Below are 2,646 nucleotides of genomic sequence, written 5' to 3' on the forward strand. Positions count from 1 at the left end.
AGGAGCTGGACTACGCCTTGCTGCGGGTCAGGGGGCAGCCGGGCCATGAGGTGCTCGACGCGCAGCGGACCCGGGGCTGGGTGCGGCTCCCCGCCGAGCCCTATGCCTTCCCCCCCGGCTCGCCCATCCTCATCGTCCAGCACCCGCGGGGCGACAGGCTGCGGCTGGCGATCGCGACGGATGGCATCATCGCGGTGAACTCGACGCGGACCCGGGTGACGTACCGGACCAACACCCTGGGCGGCTCGTCCGGCTCGCCGTGCTTCAACCAGGACTGGACGCCGGTGGCCCTCCACCACAGCGGGGATTCGGGCTTCTCCGCGCACTACAACGAGGGCATTCCCCTCTCCACCATCCGCGCCCAGGTGCCGGAGGCGGTGCGAGGGCAGCTCGGCTGGGCTTGAGCGTCAGTCTTCCTGGCTCTGCACCAGGCCGTACTTGTGCAGCAGCGAGTAGAAGTGCTTGCGGTCCAGCTCGGCCTCGCGCGCGGCGCGGGCGATGTTGCCCTTCGTGCGGTCGAGCAGCCGGATGATGTACTCGCGCTCGAAGGCACGCACCAGCTCGTCCTTGCACGTCTTGAAGGGCCCCGAGTACGTCACCGGGAGCCGCTCGCTCTCGGTGGCCGTGGGGAGGGGGAAGGGAGGGGCGGAGGTCATGGGCGGACGTGATTCTATCGTGATACGAGGGGCCGCCATGCGTTCTCGTTCTCTCTCGTTGCTGTTGTTGACCTCCTGCGCAACCGTCTCCTCCAGCACGCCGCCGCCCTCCGAGCCCAGCTCGGCCCAGGCCGCGTCCAAGCCGCCCGCCCCGGCGCGCGTGTGGCGCCAGGAGCGCCCGGTGGTGGTGCGCCACGCCACGGTGATGCCCGCCTCGGGCCCGGCCATCGAGGACGGCGCGGTGGCCTTCGTGGATGGGAAGCTTCTCGCCGTGGGCCGGAACGCGGACGTGGCCACCCCACCCGGCGCCGAGGAGGTGGACGGCACGGGCCTCTACGTGACGCCCGGCATCATCGACGCCCACAGCCACCTGGGCGTGTATGCCTCGCCGGAGACGACCTCCACCAGTGACGGCAACGAGGCCACGGCCCCGGTGACGGCGGAGATCTCCGCCGAGCACTCCTTCTGGCCGCAGGACCCGGGCCTGCGCCGGGCGGCGGCGGGTGGCATCACCTCCCTGCTGGTGCTGCCGGGCAGCGCCAACCTCATCGGCGGGCGAGGCTTCCCGGTGAAGCTGCACTTCGGCCGCTCGGCGGAGGAGATGCGCTTTCCCGGTGCCAGGGACGGCTTGAAGATGGCGTGCGGCGAGAACCCGCGCCGCGTCTACGGGGGCCAGCGCCGCGCGCCCTCCACGCGCATGGCCAACGTGGCCGGCTACCGCCAGGCCTTCGCCAAGGCGCGCGAGTACATGCAGCGCCAGGAGGAGTGGGAGAAGAAGCGCGCGAAGAAGCCCGAGGAGGCCGGGCCCGCCCCGCTGCGCGACTACCAGTTGGAGACCCTGGCGGAGGTGATGCGCGGCAACATCCTGGTGCAGAACCACTGCTACCGCGCGGACGAGATGGCGGTGATGCTCCAGGTGGCCGACGAGTTCGGCTACTCCATCCGCGCCTTCCACCACGCACTGGAGGCCTACAAGCTGCGCGACAGGCTGGCCGAGAAGCAGGTGGCGGTGGCGACGTGGGCGGACTGGTGGGGCTTCAAGATGGAGGCCTGGGACGGGATTCCGGAGAACGCGGGCCTGGTGTCGCAGGCGGGTGGGCGCGCCGTCATCCACTCGGACTCGGCGCTGGGGATTCAGCGGCTCAACCAGGAGGCCGGCAAGGCCCTGTGGCGGGCGCGCGAGTCCGGCATTCCCGTCACCGAGGAGGAGGCGCTGCGCTGGGTGACGCTCCAGCCCGCGTGGGTGATGGGGGTGGAGGACCGCACGGGCTCGCTGGAGCCGGGGAAGATGGCGGACGTGGTGCTGTGGAAGAACCACCCCCTGTCCGTCTACGCCCGCGCGCAGCGCGTCTGGGCGGACGGCGTCGTCACCTATGACGCGGCCTCGGGTGCCGTGGAGGCGAGCGACTTCGAGCTGGGCGAGCGCGCCGGGGCCTCGGCGCGACTGGTGGCACAGCCCTCGGCCCTTCCGGCCCTGAAGGACGCGGGCCTGGGCACCCGCTGCGAGCCCTCGGCGGACAACGGGTGCGCCCGTCCGCTCGAGGTGACGGGAGAGGCCTGCACCGCCTTCCAGGACGTGGCCGTGCTGTCCAATGGCACGTGGGTGGCCCACGCCTCCGTGCTGGTGGAGAAGGGGAAGGTGACGCGGGTGCAGCCGGGAGCGCTCGGCGCGCTGCCCGCGGGGTGCCGCTCCGTGGAGGGGAAGGGCCGCGTGCTGACGCCGGGCTTCGTGGATCCGCTCACCAGCCTGGGCGTGGTGGAGGTGGGGATGGAGGAGACCACGGTGGACGACACCCCGCGCGGCGAGGGGGCCAAGGAGCCCATCCGCGCCGCGTACCGTGCCGCCGACAGCCTCAACCCCGCGGCGGAGACGTTCCCCGTGGCGCGCCTGGGAGGCGTCACCACGGCGGGCGTGGTGCCCCTGGGCGGGCTGGTGTCCGGGCAGAGCGCGTGGGTGACGACGGACGGCACGGTGCGCCGGGCGCCGCTG

2 protein-coding genes and 1 pseudogene are annotated in these 2,646 nt (G+C 72.4%); 2 read left to right on the forward strand and 1 reads right to left on the reverse strand.

Annotation, left to right across the window (positions count from 1 at the left end; all coding sequences use genetic code 11):
- Positions 1-404 (forward strand): serine protease (locus tag VF794_RS21495; protein ID WP_331113301.1); only part of this gene is annotated, 404 nt, incomplete at its 5' end.
- 3 nt (positions 405-407) lie between these two features.
- On the opposite strand, the pseudogene VF794_RS21500 reads toward VF794_RS21495, so the two are convergent.
- A pseudogene (locus VF794_RS21500) lies at positions 408-608 on the reverse strand (helix-turn-helix domain-containing protein); the annotation flags it as partial.
- Positions 609-693: 85 nt separating this feature from the next.
- Here VF794_RS21500 and VF794_RS21505 point away from each other — a divergent pair.
- On the forward strand, positions 694-2,646 hold a 1,953-nt coding region (locus VF794_RS21505), incomplete at its 3' end, for an amidohydrolase family protein (RefSeq protein WP_331113302.1).

The sequence above is a fragment of the Archangium sp. genome (assembly GCF_036389735.1).
Taxonomy (GTDB): domain Bacteria; phylum Myxococcota; class Myxococcia; order Myxococcales; family Myxococcaceae; genus Archangium.